At 59.9% G+C, this 14,590-nt stretch carries 21 protein-coding genes; 10 read left to right on the top strand and 11 right to left on the bottom strand.

Going from position 1 to position 14,590, the window contains the following annotated elements:
• Window positions 1-9: 9 nt before the first annotated feature.
• The 6 genes from AC07Y2_RS06595 to AC07Y2_RS06570 form a co-directional block, all read right to left on the bottom strand.
• Window positions 10-249 carry a BolA family protein gene (locus AC07Y2_RS06595; protein ID WP_039769303.1) on the bottom strand — a complete coding sequence of 80 codons (240 nt, stop codon included), beginning with the start codon at window positions 247-249 and terminating at the stop codon, window positions 10-12.
• Window positions 250-364: 115 nt separating this feature from the next.
• The gene (locus AC07Y2_RS06590; protein WP_039769302.1) at window positions 365-670 is read right to left on the bottom strand and encodes an STAS domain-containing protein; all 306 of its coding nucleotides are present in this window, start codon (window positions 668-670) and stop codon (window positions 365-367) included.
• Entirely contained in the window at window positions 667-1,317 is a 651-nt protein-coding gene (locus AC07Y2_RS06585; protein WP_074691810.1) for an MlaC/ttg2D family ABC transporter substrate-binding protein, read from the bottom strand. The genes AC07Y2_RS06590 and AC07Y2_RS06585 overlap by 4 nt, the downstream gene beginning before the upstream one ends.
• Window positions 1,318-1,328: 11 nt before the next feature.
• A complete protein-coding gene (mlaD, locus tag AC07Y2_RS06580; protein ID WP_007953559.1) occupies window positions 1,329-1,796 on the bottom strand; it encodes an outer membrane lipid asymmetry maintenance protein MlaD in 468 nt (155 codons plus the stop codon).
• Window positions 1,796-2,593 (bottom strand): lipid asymmetry maintenance ABC transporter permease subunit MlaE, encoded by a 798-nt coding sequence (gene mlaE, locus AC07Y2_RS06575; RefSeq protein ID WP_007953561.1) that lies wholly within the window; start codon window positions 2,591-2,593, stop codon window positions 1,796-1,798. The genes mlaD and mlaE overlap by 1 nt, the downstream gene beginning before the upstream one ends.
• Entirely contained in the window at window positions 2,593-3,405 is an 813-nt protein-coding gene (locus tag AC07Y2_RS06570) for an ATP-binding cassette domain-containing protein (protein WP_039769298.1), read from the bottom strand. The genes mlaE and AC07Y2_RS06570 overlap by 1 nt, the downstream gene beginning before the upstream one ends.
• A gap of 275 nt (window positions 3,406-3,680) precedes the next feature.
• On the opposite strand from AC07Y2_RS06570, the gene AC07Y2_RS06565 reads away from it, so the two are divergent.
• The 10 genes from AC07Y2_RS06565 to AC07Y2_RS06520 all read left to right on the top strand — a co-directional run bounded on the left by AC07Y2_RS06565 (window position 3,681) and on the right by AC07Y2_RS06520 (window position 10,708).
• Window positions 3,681-4,655 carry a KpsF/GutQ family sugar-phosphate isomerase gene (locus AC07Y2_RS06565; RefSeq protein WP_011332477.1) on the top strand — a complete coding sequence of 325 codons (975 nt, stop codon included), beginning with the start codon at window positions 3,681-3,683 and terminating at the stop codon, window positions 4,653-4,655.
• Complete coding sequence (locus AC07Y2_RS06560; RefSeq protein WP_074691813.1) at window positions 4,656-5,180, top strand: KdsC family phosphatase; 525 nt, start codon at window positions 4,656-4,658, stop codon at window positions 5,178-5,180.
• An 8-nt stretch (window positions 5,181-5,188) separates the two neighbouring features.
• Window positions 5,189-5,761 carry an LPS export ABC transporter periplasmic protein LptC gene (lptC, locus tag AC07Y2_RS06555; RefSeq protein WP_007953568.1) on the top strand — a complete coding sequence of 191 codons (573 nt, stop codon included), beginning with the start codon at window positions 5,189-5,191 and terminating at the stop codon, window positions 5,759-5,761.
• Window positions 5,748-6,293 (top strand): lipopolysaccharide transport periplasmic protein LptA, encoded by a 546-nt coding sequence (gene lptA, locus AC07Y2_RS06550; RefSeq protein ID WP_039769292.1) that lies wholly within the window; start codon window positions 5,748-5,750, stop codon window positions 6,291-6,293. Before lptC ends, lptA begins: the two co-directional genes overlap by 14 nt.
• Window positions 6,293-7,018, top strand: a complete 726-nt coding sequence (lptB, locus tag AC07Y2_RS06545; protein WP_007953572.1) for an LPS export ABC transporter ATP-binding protein — start codon at window positions 6,293-6,295, stop codon at window positions 7,016-7,018. The genes lptA and lptB overlap by 1 nt, the downstream gene beginning before the upstream one ends.
• Window positions 7,019-7,205: 187 nt before the next feature.
• Window positions 7,206-8,699: an RNA polymerase factor sigma-54 gene (locus tag AC07Y2_RS06540; protein ID WP_011332472.1), complete on the top strand. Its 1,494-nt coding sequence runs from the start codon at window positions 7,206-7,208 to the stop codon at window positions 8,697-8,699.
• 73 nt (window positions 8,700-8,772) lie between these two features.
• Window positions 8,773-9,081 (top strand): ribosome hibernation-promoting factor, HPF/YfiA family, encoded by a 309-nt coding sequence (hpf, locus tag AC07Y2_RS06535; protein ID WP_011332471.1) that lies wholly within the window; start codon window positions 8,773-8,775, stop codon window positions 9,079-9,081.
• An 11-nt stretch (window positions 9,082-9,092) separates the two neighbouring features.
• Window positions 9,093-9,557 (top strand): PTS IIA-like nitrogen regulatory protein PtsN, encoded by a 465-nt coding sequence (gene ptsN, locus AC07Y2_RS06530; protein WP_007953580.1) that lies wholly within the window; start codon window positions 9,093-9,095, stop codon window positions 9,555-9,557.
• A gap of 2 nt (window positions 9,558-9,559) precedes the next feature.
• Complete coding sequence (gene rapZ, locus AC07Y2_RS06525) at window positions 9,560-10,417, top strand: RNase adapter RapZ (protein WP_039769291.1); 858 nt, start codon at window positions 9,560-9,562, stop codon at window positions 10,415-10,417.
• Window positions 10,418-10,432: 15 nt separating this feature from the next.
• A complete protein-coding gene (locus AC07Y2_RS06520) occupies window positions 10,433-10,708 on the top strand; it encodes an HPr family phosphocarrier protein (protein WP_039769289.1) in 276 nt (91 codons plus the stop codon).
• Between the two features lie 37 nt (window positions 10,709-10,745).
• Here the strand turns inward: AC07Y2_RS06520 and AC07Y2_RS06515 are convergent, their stop codons facing one another.
• The 5 genes from AC07Y2_RS06515 to AC07Y2_RS06495 are packed head-to-tail and all read right to left on the bottom strand — an operon-like array spanning window position 10,746 to window position 14,514.
• Window positions 10,746-11,639, bottom strand: a complete 894-nt coding sequence (locus AC07Y2_RS06515; RefSeq protein ID WP_074691820.1) for a ZIP family metal transporter — start codon at window positions 11,637-11,639, stop codon at window positions 10,746-10,748.
• Window positions 11,640-11,668: 29 nt separating this feature from the next.
• Window positions 11,669-12,280, bottom strand: coding sequence for a superoxide dismutase (locus AC07Y2_RS06510; protein ID WP_074691823.1), 612 nt, complete (start codon window positions 12,278-12,280; stop codon window positions 11,669-11,671).
• 1 nt (window position 12,281) lies between these two features.
• A complete protein-coding gene (locus AC07Y2_RS06505; protein ID WP_039769283.1) occupies window positions 12,282-12,722 on the bottom strand; it encodes a DUF2753 family protein in 441 nt (146 codons plus the stop codon).
• Between the two features lie 27 nt (window positions 12,723-12,749).
• Window positions 12,750-14,126: a class II fumarate hydratase gene (locus AC07Y2_RS06500; protein WP_103385660.1), complete on the bottom strand. Its 1,377-nt coding sequence runs from the start codon at window positions 14,124-14,126 to the stop codon at window positions 12,750-12,752.
• Window positions 14,107-14,514 carry a hypothetical protein gene (locus AC07Y2_RS06495; protein WP_039769279.1) on the bottom strand — a complete coding sequence of 136 codons (408 nt, stop codon included), beginning with the start codon at window positions 14,512-14,514 and terminating at the stop codon, window positions 14,107-14,109. Before AC07Y2_RS06495 ends, AC07Y2_RS06500 begins: the two co-directional genes overlap by 20 nt.
• Window positions 14,515-14,590 lie beyond the last annotated feature (76 nt).

The raw sequence follows: 14,590 nt of genomic DNA, 5'->3' as shown, positions 1-14,590 counted from the left end.
CCCTAGGGCTCAGGTGCGCTCGGCCCAGGCCGCGCTGCTGAAAAATTTCATAGTGACCGCGTGGATGCTGCCATCGGCGATCCAAGGGTTCAAATGGGCATAGATGCTTTGCTGACGCTTGACCGGGCTCAACGCCGCCAGTTCATCACTAATCACGTTCAGCTGAAAGTTGCAGCCTTCGCCTTCAACTTCCACCAGCGTTCCTGGCAGCTTTCCTTCAAGGAAGCTCTTCACTTCTACGGCCTGCATGCTCAACCTCAATCGGCGCCCTGTGCGCACGGGTCGGACATCATACAAAAAAGCCCCGCGCCTGCGAACCCCGCTGCGCAGGACTCTGACGGGGGGCTTCTCTATTGATGCGGGTTCAGGGTTGCGCCAACAGCTCGGTCAGTTCGCTGACCTGAGCAATTTCGCGCATATCTTCAGGCATCCCGCGGATGCTGACCGCCTTGCCGGCGGCCTTTGCATCGCGAATGAAGCACAGCAGCAGCGACAGACCGACGCTGCTGGACTTCTCCACCGCCGAGCAATCGATCACCAATGCTGGCGCGGTGCACGACTTGATCAGCGCCCGGCCCTGCTCGCGCAGGTCAGGGCCGGTGCGGTAATCCAGCACACCGCTGAGCTGCAGCTCGCTGGCTTCGTCCAGACGAATGGCCGACTCGGTCATTGGGCAGGCTTCTCGTTCTGCTCGGCCGACTGCTTGGCCTTGGCGACTTCCCCGGCCCAGCCGTTGATGGTCTTGTCCAGATCGTTGCCATTGCGTTGCATCGCGTCGGCGAACTGGTCACGGAACAGCTTGCCGATGTTGATGCCGTTGATGATCACATTGCGCAGTTTCCACTCGCCGTTGATCTTCTCGAGGGTGTACGACACGGGATAGATCGCGCCGTTGTTGCCCTGGACGGTCATGCCGACGCTGGTGCGGTCGCCCGACTCATCCTTGGGCGCATCCACGGTGATGCCCTGGTTGTTGTACTCGAGCAAGGCGTTGCCGTAGAACTGGAACAGGCCGCGCTTGAAGTTTTCCTCGAAGGTCTTCATCTGCGCCGGGGTTGCCTTGCGCGAATACTTGACCGTCATGATGCTCTTGGAAATGCCCTCGGCATCGACCACAGGGCCGACGATGGTGTTCAGCGCCGTATAGAAATCCTGCGGATCCTGCTTGTACTTCTCTTTATTGGCCGCCAGGTCGGCGAGCATCCGGTTCGTGGTGTCCTGAACCAGATCGTGCGCCGATTGTGCCGCCACGGCGTTAGCCACCAGCGGCAGTGCCGCAAGCAACACCAACAGGCCACGTCGCAAGGTAGAGATCATTCAAAAGCTCCTCATTTGGCGTCTTTGCTAACGGTATTGAGCAGGAATTTACCGATCAGGTCTTCCAGTACCAGAGACGACTGCGTGTCGTGGATGGTTCCACCATCCTTGAGGCGGGTGTCTTCGCCGCCCACGCTGATACCGATGTACTTCTCGCCCAGCAGACCCGCTGTCAGGATAGATGCTGTGGAGTCGGTCGGCAGATTGTCGACGCTTTTGTCCACTTGCAGGGTTACCCGACCGGTGAAGCTGTCGCGGTCCAGATCGATCGCGGTGACCTTGCCGATGGTCACGCCCGCCATGGTCACTTTGGCTCTGACCGTCAAACCGGCGATATTGTCGAAATACGCGTAAAGCTTGTAGGTATCGGTGGTCGAAGTCGGAGACAGGCCACTGACCCGCAGGGCCAGCAGCAACAAAGCCAGGATCCCTGCCAGCAGGAACAGGCCGACACCGATTTCCAGGGTGCGGTTTTGCATCAGAAATCTCCAAACATCAAAGCGGTCAGAATAAAGTCCAGGCCGAGTACTGCCAGCGAGGCGTAAACCACGGTCTTGGTGGTGGCACGGCTGATCCCCTCGGAAGTGGGTTCGCAGTCATAGCCTTGAAATACGGCGATCCAGGTGACGACAAAAGCGAATACTGCACTTTTGATGATGCCGTTGAGCACATCGTCACCGAAGCTCACGCTGTTCTGCATGTTCGACCAGTAGGAACCTTCGTAGACACCCAGCCAGTCAACGGCGACCCACGAACCGCCCCAGATGCCGACCACGCTGAAGATCATCGCCAGCACCGGCAGGGAAATGAAGCCGGCCCACAGACGCGGGGCAATGATGTACTTGAGCGGGTCGACCCCGATCATTTCCAGGCTGGACAGCTGTTCGGTGGATTTCATGTTGCCGATTTCCGCCGTCAGCGCCGAACCGGCACGACCGGCGAACAACAGCGCGGTCACCACCGGCCCCAGCTCACGCAACAGGGTCAGCGCCACCATCTGCCCGACAGCCTGCTCCGAACCGTAACTCGACAGAATGTTGAAGCCCTGCAGCGCCAGTACCATGCCGATGAAAATCCCGGACACCACGATGATCACCAGCGACATCACGCCGACGGAATGCAGCTGCTTGACCAGCAGGCCAAACCCGCCGCCGATGCCGCCTCGCCCGAGCAGGGCATGAAACAGGAACAGGGTCGAACGCCCGAACACTGCGACGCTGTCGATTCCGGCGAGGCCGAAACGACGCACACGCTCCATTAATGTAATTCTGCGCATCAGCGGCGCTTCCCCAGAAGATCTGCGCGGTAATCCGGCGCTGGAAAGTGATACGGCACCGGGCCGTCGGGTTCCCCGGTCATGAACTGGCGGATACGCGGATCGTCCGAGCCCATCAGTTCGTCCGGCGTGCCCTGCCCCAATACCTGGCCATCACCGACCACATAGATGTAGTCAGCAATGCTCGCGGTTTCGGCGAGGTCGTGGGACACCACGATGCTGGTGATTCCAAGCGCATCGTTGAGCAGACGGATCAGGCGAACCAGCACACCCATGGCGATCGGATCCTGGCCGACGAACGGTTCGTCGTACATGAGGATCTGCGGATCGAGGGCGATGGCCCGGGCCAGGGCGACCCGGCGCTTCATGCCGCCGGACAGCTCGTCAGGCATCAGCTCGATCGCACCGCGCAACCCCACTGCCTGCAATTTGAGCAGGACGATGTCGCGGATCATCTCGTCCGGCAGGTCGGTATGAACACGCAGCGGGAAGGCGACGTTCTCGAACACATCGAGATCGGTGAACAGCGCACCGCTCTGAAACAGCACGCCCATGTGCTTGCGCGCATCGAACAGATCGCTGCGCGACAGCTTCGGCAGGTTCTGGCCGTTGACCCAGACCTCGCCCTTGGATGGCCGCAACTGGGCGCCCATCAGGCGCAACAGTGTGGTCTTGCCACACCCGGAAGGCCCCATGATGCCGGTGACCTTGCCGCGCGGGATGCGGATATCGACGTTATTGAAAATGCTCCGCGCACCGCGCTTGAAGGAGACTCCCTTCAGCTCGACCGCGTAGGCGTTATCGGCACTCATCTAAACTCCTTGCGATGCAGCCTCTCACTCGGACGCCTGGCTTTCTGAGGAAAGCCCCTACATCCCGGGCAGGCCGAACTGGCGGCGAACTATATCACTGCAAAGGGCAAGCGCCCAAGGCCTGCACCGGTCCGCATTCTGCGAGTTGAAGGGCTCGAAGCCTTATTTGCAGAGTTTTGGTAACGAGGAATGACAAAGCGCGACGAACTTGCGTGAGGCTTTTCAACATAACCGCTATAATCGCCGCCTTTTAATCGGGCTATACAATTTCTGACATGAGCCAAACCAGCGACCTGATTCAATCGGCACAACGCACCATCCGCCTCGAAGTGGAAGCCGTACAAGGCTTGTTGCCCCATATCGACGCCGATTTCGTACGCGCTTGCGAGATGATTCTGGCCAGCAAGGGCCGTGTTGTCGTGGTCGGCATGGGCAAGTCCGGGCACATCGGCAACAAGATTGCCGCGACCCTGGCCAGCACCGGCACCCCGGCGTTTTTCGTACACCCGGCCGAGGCCAGTCACGGCGATATGGGCATGATCACCCGTGACGACGTGATCCTGGCCCTGTCGAACTCCGGCTCCACCAACGAAATCGTCACCCTGCTGCCACTGATCAAGCGCCTGGGCATCCAGCTGATCAGCGTCACCGGCAACCCGCAGTCGCCGCTGGCCAAAGCGGCAGAGGTCAATCTCAACGTGCACGTCGAGCACGAAGCCTGCCCATTGAACCTTGCGCCAACCTCCTCGACCACCGCCGCATTGGTCATGGGCGACGCCCTGGCCGTGGCACTGCTGGAAGCGCGCGGTTTCACCGCCGAAGACTTCGCCTTTTCCCACCCGGGCGGTGCATTGGGCCGACGCCTGCTGCTGAAAGTGGAAAATGTCATGCACGCCGGTCAGGAACTGCCACAGGTACAGCGCGGCACCCTGCTCAAGGACGCGCTGATGGAAATGACTCGCAAGGGTCTGGGCATGACCGTCATTCTTGAAGCGGACGGCAAACTGGCCGGGATCTTCACTGACGGCGACCTTCGTCGCACCCTGGATCGCAGCATCGATATCCACAGCGCCACCATCGACCAGGTGATGACCGTGCACGGCAAGACCGCCCGCGCCGAGATGCTCGCCGCCGAAGCCCTGAAAATCATGGAAGACCACCGAATCAACGCGCTGGTTGTCGTAGATGAAGAGGATCGCCCGATCGGCGCCTTCAACCTCTCCGATCTGCTGCGCGCAGGAGTGATGTAAATGAGCACCGATCTGCTGCAACGCGGCAAGGCCATCAAACTGGCGGTTTTCGACGTCGACGGCGTCCTCACCGACGGGCGCCTGTACTTCCTTGAAGACGGAAGTGAATTCAAGACCTTCAACACGCTCGATGGCCAGGGCATCAAGATGCTGATGAACGCCGGCGTACAGACCGCCATCATCAGCGGTCGCAAGACTCCGGTGGTCGAGCGTCGGGCGAAGAACCTGGGGATCCCGCACCTGTTTCAGGGTCGCGAAGACAAACTGGTCGTTCTCGACGGTCTTCTGGAGCAACTGGGCCTAAGCTATGAACAAGTCGCCTATCTCGGTGACGACCTGCCCGACCTGCCGGTGATCCGTCGCGTGGGGCTGGGCATGGCCGTGGCCAACGCAGCAGCCTTCGTGCGCGAACACGCTCACGGCGTCACCCACGCCCGTGGCGGCGAAGGTGCCGCCCGCGAATTCTGCGAACTGATCCTGCGCGCCCAAGGCAGCCTCGACGCCGCCAACAATGCGTATCTGTGAGTCCAACCATGTTTAGCAAAAAGTTTCGCAACATCCTGCTGTTCGGTTGCATCGCGGCGATTTTCGGTGCGGTCGGCTACTGGAACATCAGCCCGGAACGCTTCCTCGACAAACCGCCGGTTTCGGCAGAGGAAAGCCCGATCGACTGGTACGCGACCAATACGCACACGATCCAGTACCTCGAAGACGGCAAAGTGCAGTACGAAATGACGTCCGACAAGGCCGAGCACGTCAAGGCAACCGACATTACACTGGTCACCAAGCCCGATCTGAACATGTTCCGTGGCACCGACTTCCCGTGGCACGTGACCAGCGAACGCGGTGAAGTGAACTCCGGTGGCACCGAGGTCGAGCTGATCGACTCGGTACGCGTCAAGCGCACCGACGAAAAGAACCGCGACACCCTGATCACCTCCACTCGCATGACGGTGTTCCCGCAGCAGCAATATGCGCAGACCCAGCAACCCGTTAGAATCGACGGCGCTGGCGGTGTATCGACTGGCGTAGGAATGAAAGCGTATTTGAAGGAAAGCAGGATACACCTGCTATCGAACGTAAGAGGACAGTATGAGGCTCGTTAAAACCCTCCCTATTTTGCTCAGTCTGGGCGCAGCACTGGGAAGCGTGAGCGCCTGGGCTCTGCCGAACGATCAAGAGCAGCCAATCCGTATTCAGGCCGACGATGCCCAGCTGGACGACAAGAACGGCGTTGCTACCTATAAAGGTGACGTAATCATCACTCAGGGTTCGATGATCGTCAAAGGCAACACCGTGACCATCACCCGCACCCAGACCGGCGATATCGACGTCGTGACCTCGGTGGGCAACCTTGCCTACTTCGAGCAGTTGCAGACGGCGGGCGACACCAAGCCTGTACAGGGCTGGGGCGTGACCATTCAGTACCACGCCGCGCAAAACCGCGTTGTGCTGATCGACAAGGCGAAAGTCGTCGACAAGGACAACAACACCACTCAGGGCGAGAAAATCGTCTATGACACGGTGAAGAAACTGGCCAGCGCCGGTCGAGCCACTGGCAGCAAGGTCACCGAAGCGCGTCCGCGCATCGACATGGTGATCCAGCCGAAGAAGAAAACCGACGAGAAAACCCAGTAATGGCAACTCTGAAAGCTCAGCACCTGGCCAAGGCCTATAAAAGCCGCCAGGTCGTGCGCGACGTCAGCCTGTCGATCGACAGCGGTCAGATCGTCGGCCTGCTCGGCCCGAACGGCGCCGGCAAGACCACCTGCTTCTACATGATCGTCGGCCTGGTCCAGGCCGATCAGGGTCGCGTATTGATCGACGATCTGGACGTCAGCCATCAGCCGATGCACGGTCGCGCCAAGGCCGGTATCGGCTATCTGCCGCAAGAAGCGTCGATCTTCCGCAAACTGTCGGTAGCCGACAACATCATGGCCATCCTTGAGACCCGTCAGGAGCTCGACAAGGCCGGTCGTCGCAAGGAGTTGGAAAGCCTGCTGCAGGAATTCCATATCAGCCACATCCGCGACAACCTCGGCATGAGCCTGTCCGGTGGTGAGCGCCGTCGCGTGGAAATCGCCCGCGCACTGGCCACGGCACCAAAGTTCATCCTGCTCGACGAACCGTTCGCCGGTGTCGACCCGATCTCGGTCGGCGACATCAAGCAGATCATCCACCACCTCAAGGCCAAGGGTATCGGTGTATTGATCACCGACCACAACGTCCGTGAGACGCTGGATATCTGCGAAACCGCCTACATCGTCAATGACGGCCAGTTGATCGCCGAGGGCGACTCCGCGACCATCCTCGCCAACGATCTGGTGAAGGAAGTCTATCTGGGTCACGAGTTCCGCCTGTAAGCGCGACAGCATCCGACCAGCCGTCCGGGTGCTGTAACGTTGAAGCGCCTTTTTTATACGCTTTTATTGTTACAGCGCTCTAGGCAAACACGACAGTTTCAGGCATATAATTTGCTTAAGTTTGGCGCTCCGGCGCCCTGTAGTGGATGGCGCATAGCGCCGGCGAATAAGGTGTTAAGCCCCTGCCATGAAACCATCGCTAGTCTTGAGAATGGGCCAGCAGCTGACGATGACACCGCAGCTGCAACAGGCCATACGCCTGCTCCAATTGTCGACCCTGGATCTGCAACAGGAAATCCAGGAGGCTCTGGAATCCAATCCGATGCTCGAACGCCAGGAAGACGGCGACGACTTCGACAACTCCGATCCCATGGCCGACAACGCCGAACAGAAGCCCAACACCGAGATCCAGGAACCCTCCTATCAGGAGACCGCGCCGACAGTCGATAACCTCGAAGACGGCGAATGGAACGAGCGAATCCCCAACGAACTGCCCGTCGACACCGCCTGGGAAGACGTCTACCAGACCAGCGCCAGCAGCCTGCCGAGCAGCGACGATGACGAGTGGGACTTCACCACCCGCACCTCCGCCGGCGAGAGCCTGCAAAGCCACCTGCTGTGGCAGTTGAACCTGGCACCGATGTCCGACACCGATCGCCTGATCGCTGTCACCCTGATCGATTGCATCAACAATCAGGGCTACCTGGACGAAACCCTCGAAGAAATTCTCGACGCCTTTGATCCGGAACTCGACATCGAACTGGACGAGATCGAAGCCGTCCTGCACCGCATCCAGCAATTCGAACCGGCCGGCATCGGCGCACGCAACCTGGGCGAATGCCTGCTGCTGCAATTGCGCCAGCTGTCGGCCAAGACCCCTTGGCTGGCCGAAGCCAAGCGCCTGGTCACCGATTACATCGACTTGCTCGGCAGCCGCGACTACAGCCAGTTGATGCGCCGCATGAAGCTCAAGGAAGACGAGCTGCGTCAGGTCATCGAACTGGTGCAGAGCCTCAACCCGCGCCCCGGTTCGCAGATCGAATCCACTGAAGCCGAATACGTGGTGCCTGACGTCATCGTGCGCAAGGACAACGAGCGCTGGCTGGTCGAGCTGAACCAGGAGTCGGTGCCGCGCCTGCGGGTCAACGCCCAGTACGCCGGTTTCGTGCGCCGCGCCGACACCAGCGCCGACAACACCTTCATGCGCAATCAGTTGCAGGAAGCCCGCTGGTTCATCAAGAGCCTGCAAAGCCGCAACGAAACCCTGATGAAAGTGGCCACCCAGATCGTCGAGCATCAGCGCGGTTTTCTGGAGTACGGCGACGAAGCCATGAAGCCGCTGGTCCTGCACGACATTGCAGAAGCGGTTGGCATGCACGAGTCGACGATTTCCCGCGTAACCACGCAAAAATTCATGCATACCCCACGGGGCATATATGAGCTGAAATACTTTTTCTCCAGCCATGTGAGCACCTCCGAGGGCGGTGAATGCTCGTCCACGGCGATCCGCGCGATCATCAAGAAACTGGTTGCCGCGGAAAATCAGAAAAAGCCGTTGAGTGACAGCAAGATCGCTGGTTTACTGGAGGCACAAGGCATTCAGGTGGCTCGCCGCACGGTCGCCAAGTACCGCGAATCCCTCGGGATCGCGCCTTCGAGCGAACGCAAGCGGTTGATGTAAGCCACGTTACAGCGTTCCAGTGGCAGGCTCTTCGGCCTGCCGCTTTATGCACTGGCAACGAAGGAGAAGCTGTATGCAAGTCAACATCAGTGGACACCAACTGGAAGTTACCCAGCCTCTGCGCGAGTACATCGAGCTCAAGCTCAAGAAGCTCGAAGGGCATTTCGACAAGATCACCAACGTGCAAGTCACGATGTGCGTCGAAAAACTGAAGCAGAAAATCGAAGCCACGCTGCATATTCCCGGCAATGAGGTCGTCGCAAACGCGGAACATACCGATATGTACGCTGCGATCGACGCGCTGACCGACAAGCTTGATAAACAACTCAAAAAGCATAAGGAAAAGACCCAGAGCCTGCTTCAGGGCGCTACCGGTCGATAACCCCCACCCCCATGATCCGACTTGAAAGTATCCTGACCCCCGGCCGTTCCCTGGTGAACGTGCCGGGCGGCAGTAAAAAGAAAGCCCTGGAACAAATTGCCAACCTGATCGCCCGGGAAGTTCCGGATCTGGAGATGCAAGATGTATTCGAGGCATTGATTGCCCGTGAAAAACTGGGCTCCACCGGTTTTGGCAACGGCATCGCCATTCCCCACTGCCGCCTCAAGGGCTGCGAAGCGCCGATCAGTGCGCTGATGCACCTTGATGCCCCTATCGATTTCGACGCTATCGACGGCGCGCCCGTGGACCTGCTCTTCGTCCTGCTGGTGCCGGAAGCCGCCACCGATGCGCACCTGGAGCTGTTACGCCAGATCGCCAGCATGCTCGACCGCAAGGACGTGCGCGACAGACTGCGTAGCGCGCCTAGCAACGAAGCCTTGTACCAGGTTGTACTGGAAGAACAGAACAGGCCGTAACCATGCGCTTGATCATTGTCAGTGGCCGTTCCGGCTCGGGTAAAAGTACCGCCCTGGATGTCCTTGAGGACAACGGTTACTACTGCATCGATAACCTGCCGGCAGGTCTTCTGCCGGATCTGGCCGAACGTGCGCTGGTTCATACCGAAATGCTCCAGCCGCTGGTGGCCGTCTCGATCGACGCCCGCAACCTGCCGAGTCATCTGTCACGTTTTCCAGAGTTGCTCGAGGAAGTGCGCAGCCGGCATATCCAGTGCGATGTCCTGTACCTCGACGCCGATGACGAAACGTTGCTCAAACGCTTTTCGGAAACTCGTCGTCGTCACCCGCTCAGCAACGCCAACCGCTCGCTGGCCGAAGCCATCGACGACGAAACCGCCCTGCTGGGCCCGATTGCCGATCTGGCCGATCTGAAGGTCAATACCACCAATCTGAACCTCTACCAACTGCGCGACACCATCAAGCTGCGCCTGTTGAACCAGCCGGAGCCGGGTACCGCGTTTCTGGTGGAGTCTTTCGGTTTCAAACGCGGCATGCCGGTGGATGCGGATCTGGTGTTCGATGTACGCTGCCTGCCGAACCCGTACTGGAAACCGGAACTGCGCGCGCAATCCGGTCTCGATCAGCCGGTCGCCGAGTATCTGGCGGCGCAGCCGGAGGTCGAGGAGATGTACCAGGACATTTATACGTATCTGAACAAATGGTTGCCGCGCTTTGCGGCGAGCAACCGCGCTTACGTCACCATTGCCATCGGCTGCACCGGCGGGCATCACCGTTCCGTTTACCTGACCGAACGTCTTGGCCAGGCGCTGCAGAAGACCCTGAAGAACGTCCAGGTTCGCCACCGCGACCTCAGCTAAAGGATTCACAACGCGATGCCTGCTCGGGAAATAGAAATCATCAACAAGCTGGGCCTGCACGCCCGCGCATCGGCAAAATTCGTCGGAGTGGCGGGCCAGTTTCCCGATTGCACGATCAGAGTCGGCCGCACACCGGACACCACGGTTGACGGTAAAAGCATCATGGCGATGATGATGCTCGCTGCGGGCAAGGGCACCAAAATCCACCTGAGTACCGAAGGTCACCAGGAACAGGAAGCCATGGACGCGCTGGTGACACTGATCAACAACTACTTCGACGAAGGCGGTTGAAACGCCTGAGGCGAAGTAGCCCGCTCCCTCCCCCGGTTCATCCCAACGCCGTATCCATCACCATCATCAGACAGAAGCCGATCAGCAATCCCAGACTGGCCAGCTTCTCGTGACCATTGCGTCGCGACTCGGGGATGACCTCGTGAGTCACCACCAGCAGCATGGCACCAGCCGCCAGCGCCAACCCCAAGGGCAGCAACAGTTCGGCAAGACTGACCAGCCACGCACAGAGCAGCGCAAATACCGGTTCGACCAGACCTGACGCTGCGCCAATCAAAAACGCCTTGACCCGCGACATCCCGGCGCCGGCCAGCACCAGTGCAATCACCAGCCCTTCCGGCACATCCTGCAAGGCAATGCCCATCGCCAGACTTTCTGCGTCAGGCATTCCACCGCCCGCCGAGACACCGACCGCCATGCCTTCCGGGATGTTATGGGCAATGATGGCGAACACGAACAACCAGATCCGTGGCGGAATCACCGGATGTTCGACGGTGCCGATGAGCATTTCCGGCGAGGCCCCCGACACACGGCGATCAACCAGATACAGACCGAACGCCCCGAGCATGATGCCGAAGCAAATCAGGCCGCTGGCGCCCCATGGGCTCAGTCCCAGACTTTCGGCGGCGGCGATTCCCGGCACGATCAGTGAAAACGCGGTCGCCGCCAGCATTACACCGGCGCCAAAACCCAACAGCGTATCGCCCAGCGCCTGGGGCATGTTGCGGATTACCAGCACCGGAACAGCCCCCAGCGCGGTGCCGAGGGCGCAAATCGCGCCGCCCTGCAATGCCCGCGACAACCTCGGCTCCAGATTCAGCCAATCGAGTCCGTGTGCGACCAACAGGGACATGCCCGCCAACAGCAGCAGCGAACCGATTGCGTAACGAAACATACGCCCACTTCCGATCGCCAGTGTTTCAGTGCCCATAGTCAGCCTTGGATTGTTTTTATAGGGACTTAAACCATCGCGGCCTGATAGCGCGCAGCAACTTGCGGCCAGTTGATCACGTTGTAGAACGCGCTGATGTATTCCGGCCGACGGTTCTGATAACGCAGGTAGTACGCGTGTTCCCACACGTCGAGCCCGAGAATCGGCGTGTTGCCGTTCATCAGCGGGCTGTCCTGGTTGCCGCTGCTTTCCACCACCAGTTTCTTGTCGGGCATGACGCTGAGCCACGCCCAGCCACTGCCGAAACGGGTCAACGCGGCTTTGGTGAAGGCGTCCTTGAAGCTGTCGAGGCCACCCAGCTGCTCATCGATCGCCCTGGCCAGCGCACCGTCCGGTTTGCCACCGCCGTTGGGCACCATCACTTCCCAGAACAGCGAATGGTTGGCATGACCGCCGCCCTGGTTGATCACCGCCGCGCGGAGCTTTTCCGGCAGTTGCTGGACGCTGGCGACCAGCTTCTCCACCGGCCATTCCGCGAATTCGGTGCCCTCGACCGCAGCGTTCAGGTTGTTGATGTAAGTCTGATGATGCTTGGTGTAGTGGATCTCCATGGTTTGCGCATCGATGTGCGGCTCCAGTGCGTCGTAGGCGTAAGGCAAGGCTGGCAGGGTAAAAGCCATTTCAGTGGACTCCATGGTGATGTGGGGCAGGCACTCGGCGCGCGTTGCCGGTATCCGAGTGCAGCAAACGCTGGGTGCGCGGGTATTCGCCGTGTTCGCTGATGAAATTGAGCAGCTCGACGTAGGTCTTGCTGCTCTGGCGCAGCGCGGCTTCACGCAGGGCCGGACGCAGGCGCTCGTCCTGCATGGTCTGCAACAGCCGTTGATGAATCGCGCACAGGTACTCGGCGCTCTCCTCCGGCTGATTCAGGCGCAGGTGCAGATCGGCAAGGTTGTGATGGGAGATGACGCAAGCCGCCACCGCTTCGTCGGCATCGGCCCAGCGCTCGAACAACACCTGCGCCAAAGCCAATGCTTGCAGGTAGGCCTCGCGGGCATCGATCAGCTCGCCCAGGATGAAGCAGCGATTGGCCCGTTCGATCGTGCGTTTCCAGTGCTCCATGGTGAACCTCCAAAGCGGTTGCGGTGCTTACACGCCACCGGCGGTGAGTTTCTCGGGATTGAGCAACTCTTCCAGCTGGCTGCGCGACAGGTCGGTGTGTTCCAGCGCAACGTCGATCACCGCGCGACCCTGCTTGTAGGCCTGCTTGGCAATCTCGGCAGCTTTCTGGTAACCGATGATCGGGTTGAGCGCGGTCACCAGAATCGGGTTGCGCGACAGCGCTTCCTTGAGGCGCGACTCGTTGACCTTGAAGGTGGCGATGGCCTTGTCACCCAGCAAACGGCTGGAGTTGGCCAGCAACTCAATGCTGCTCAGCAGATTCTGGGCAATGATAGGCAGCATCACGTTCAGCTCGAAATTGCCTGATTGACCGGCGATGGTGATCACCGAGTCATTGCCGATCACTTGCGCAGCTACCATGGCGGTGGCTTCCGGAATCACCGGATTGACCTTGCCTGGCATGATCGATGAGCCCGGCTGCAGGCCCTCAAGCTCGATTTCACCGAGCCCGGCGAGCGGGCCGGAGTTCATCCAGCGCAGGTCGTTGGCGACTTTCATCAGGGACACGGCGGTGGCCTTGAGCTGGCCCGAGACGGCCACGGCAGTGTCCTGCGAGCCGATCAGGGCGAACAGATTCTTGCCAGGGGTGAACTGGACATTGGTCAACTGGCTGAGCTGGCGGCTGAACCGCGCAGCAAATTCCGGATGCGCATTGATCCCGGTACCGACCGCCGTGCCGCCCTGGGCCAGGGATTGCAGGCTTGGCAGCAAATCCTGCAGGTGACCGATATTGGCCTTGAGCTGCTGCGCCCAACCGTTGAGCACCTGACTCATGCGCACCGGCATGGCGTCCATCAAGTGGGTGCGGCCGGTCTTGACGTGATGATGGACCTGTTCGGCCTTGCGCTCGATCACCTGCACCAGGTGCAGCAGCGCCGGCAGCAGTTGTTCGTGCAGGGCCAGCGCGGCGCTGACGTGGATAGTGGTAGGAATGATGTCGTTGCTGCTCTGCCCACAGTTGACGTGGTCGTTGGCGTTCACCGGTTCGTCGAGCAAGCGGCTGGCCAGCGTGGCAATCACTTCATTGGCGTTCATATTGGAGCTGGTGCCGGAACCGGTCTGGAAGATGTCCACCGGGAAATGCCGCATGAAGTCGCCTTCCAGCAACCCTTGGGCGGCATCGCTGATTGCCTTGCCCTGGGCGGCGCTGAGCTGGTTGAGTTCAACGTTGGCGCGCGCGGCGGCCGCTTTCGCCAGAATCAGGGCGCGGATGAACTGGGTCGGCATCGGCTTGCCGCTGATCGGGAAGTTATCCACTGCGCGCTGGGTCTGCGCGCCGTAGAGAGCGTCCACCGGCACCTGCAGTTCGCCCATGCTGTCGCGCTCAATACGTGTCTTGGTCATCTGAAAATCCTTGCACCAGTTCTATGAGAGGAATCGAGGGAAGCAACTCGCAGGTCGCCAATTGCCAGGTGTAGCTTTGCCAGCGCTTGAGCCGGCACTTGCACAGCGAGAGGCGCTCCATTTCACGCAAGGGGCGCCAGGCTTGATCGAGACACAGGCTGCGCCAGTGCCACGGCAGCGCGATATCGGTGGCCGTGTCGAGCAGCAGACGGAAGGAGGTTTCAGCGATCATCCAGGGCGAAGTCGCCGTGCAGCAGGCCAGATACCGGCCTTCGGCCAGGTAGTGTTCGATCAGTCGTGGTTCGTCGGGATCCATCGCGCAACGGATCCGGCGACTCATCCAGCGCCAGCTTTCGAGATACGGCTGCTCGTGCAAGGCAGAACTCATGATCCTGGGCTCATCCGATAATGATATTTATTATTAGATGATAATGAGAACCAACACAAGGGTGGCTTTTCAGCTG

It is taken from the genome of Pseudomonas sp. GW456-12-1-14-TSB6, from assembly GCF_059424205.1.
Note: the sequence above shows the minus strand (reverse complement) of the source record. Positions and strands in the feature narration are given on the sequence as shown.

Bases quoted from the DNA above. Each gene is read 5' to 3' on its own strand.
- AC07Y2_RS06595 (WP_039769303.1), bottom strand. From the start codon at position 249: ATGCAGGCCGTAGAAGTGAAGAGCTTCCTTGAAGGAAAGCTGCCAGGA.
- AC07Y2_RS06590 (WP_039769302.1), bottom strand. From the start codon at position 670: ATGACCGAGTCGGCCATTCGTCTGGACGAAGCCAGCGAGCTGCAGCTC.
- AC07Y2_RS06585 (WP_074691810.1), bottom strand. From the start codon at position 1,317: ATGATCTCTACCTTGCGACGTGGCCTGTTGGTGTTGCTTGCGGCACTG.
- mlaD (WP_007953559.1), bottom strand. From the start codon at position 1,796: ATGCAAAACCGCACCCTGGAAATCGGTGTCGGCCTGTTCCTGCTGGCA.
- mlaE (WP_007953561.1), bottom strand. From the start codon at position 2,593: ATGCGCAGAATTACATTAATGGAGCGTGTGCGTCGTTTCGGCCTCGCC.
- AC07Y2_RS06570 (WP_039769298.1), bottom strand. From the start codon at position 3,405: ATGAGTGCCGATAACGCCTACGCGGTCGAGCTGAAGGGAGTCTCCTTC.
- AC07Y2_RS06565 (WP_011332477.1), top strand. From the start codon at position 3,681: ATGAGCCAAACCAGCGACCTGATTCAATCGGCACAACGCACCATCCGC.
- AC07Y2_RS06560 (WP_074691813.1), top strand. From the start codon at position 4,656: ATGAGCACCGATCTGCTGCAACGCGGCAAGGCCATCAAACTGGCGGTT.
- lptC (WP_007953568.1), top strand. From the start codon at position 5,189: ATGTTTAGCAAAAAGTTTCGCAACATCCTGCTGTTCGGTTGCATCGCG.
- lptA (WP_039769292.1), top strand. From the start codon at position 5,748: ATGAGGCTCGTTAAAACCCTCCCTATTTTGCTCAGTCTGGGCGCAGCA.
- lptB (WP_007953572.1), top strand. From the start codon at position 6,293: ATGGCAACTCTGAAAGCTCAGCACCTGGCCAAGGCCTATAAAAGCCGC.
- AC07Y2_RS06540 (WP_011332472.1), top strand. From the start codon at position 7,206: ATGAAACCATCGCTAGTCTTGAGAATGGGCCAGCAGCTGACGATGACA.
- hpf (WP_011332471.1), top strand. From the start codon at position 8,773: ATGCAAGTCAACATCAGTGGACACCAACTGGAAGTTACCCAGCCTCTG.
- ptsN (WP_007953580.1), top strand. From the start codon at position 9,093: ATGATCCGACTTGAAAGTATCCTGACCCCCGGCCGTTCCCTGGTGAAC.
- rapZ (WP_039769291.1), top strand. From the start codon at position 9,560: ATGCGCTTGATCATTGTCAGTGGCCGTTCCGGCTCGGGTAAAAGTACC.
- AC07Y2_RS06520 (WP_039769289.1), top strand. From the start codon at position 10,433: ATGCCTGCTCGGGAAATAGAAATCATCAACAAGCTGGGCCTGCACGCC.
- AC07Y2_RS06515 (WP_074691820.1), bottom strand. From the start codon at position 11,639: ATGGGCACTGAAACACTGGCGATCGGAAGTGGGCGTATGTTTCGTTAC.
- AC07Y2_RS06510 (WP_074691823.1), bottom strand. From the start codon at position 12,280: ATGGCTTTTACCCTGCCAGCCTTGCCTTACGCCTACGACGCACTGGAG.
- AC07Y2_RS06505 (WP_039769283.1), bottom strand. From the start codon at position 12,722: ATGGAGCACTGGAAACGCACGATCGAACGGGCCAATCGCTGCTTCATC.
- AC07Y2_RS06500 (WP_103385660.1), bottom strand. From the start codon at position 14,126: ATGACCAAGACACGTATTGAGCGCGACAGCATGGGCGAACTGCAGGTG.
- AC07Y2_RS06495 (WP_039769279.1), bottom strand. From the start codon at position 14,514: ATGAGTTCTGCCTTGCACGAGCAGCCGTATCTCGAAAGCTGGCGCTGG.